This window comes from Parafrankia sp. FMc2 (genome assembly GCF_041008525.1).
Lineage (GTDB): Bacteria > Actinomycetota > Actinomycetes > Frankiales > Frankiaceae > Parafrankia.
In genome coordinates this window covers 1-560 of record NZ_JBFLUG010000515.1, presented here as the reverse complement: position 1 = coordinate 560, position 560 = coordinate 1, and the positions used below count along the sequence as shown (strand labels likewise).

Genomic DNA, 560 nt, shown 5'->3' with positions numbered 1-560 from the left:
TTCGGGGATGTAGCGGTAGCCCGCGGCGCGGATCGCGGTGATCACGGCGCCTCGGAAGATCGCGAGGGCTGCGGGGGCCCGGCCGGTCCTGCTGGTGGAGGCGTCCTCACCGAAAGTGACGTCGCGGCCGTGGTGCTGGCGGTCCTCGATGTGCCAGTGCTGGCGGGCGAACGTCGCGAGCAGCGCGGCCCCTGCCTGCTCGAAGGTGAGGCTGGTGATCCCGTAGGCGGTCTCGCGGGTCGCCGGCCTGCCTTTCACCCGGCGCCAGCGGTGGATACGGATCGCCTGGGCCGCGTGTGGGAAGTCGAGGTGGGCGACGGTGGCGGCCTTGATCCCGCGGGTCTCGTCGCGGCCGTGGCCGTGGTCGCGGGTGGTGGCGCCGGTCGGGATCTCGGCCCAGGGCAGGCCGGCCAGGAACGCCCACATCGTCGGCTGATTTTTCTTGATCACGGCAAGGTAGTGGGCGTTCTTCGCGGTGACCAGCCAGTCGAGGTTGGCGCGCACGGTGTGGAGGGCATCGGCCGCGACCAGCACGTTCGTCAGGTCAAGGGGCCGTAGCA

Annotated in this window: 1 protein-coding gene; it reads right to left on the bottom strand. The window is 71.1% G+C overall.

Annotated elements, in window-relative coordinates; all coding sequences use genetic code 11:
- Nucleotides 1-560, bottom strand: a 560-nt coding sequence (locus AB1460_RS38225) for an ISAs1 family transposase (protein ID WP_368967494.1), incomplete at both ends; no start/stop codon positions are given.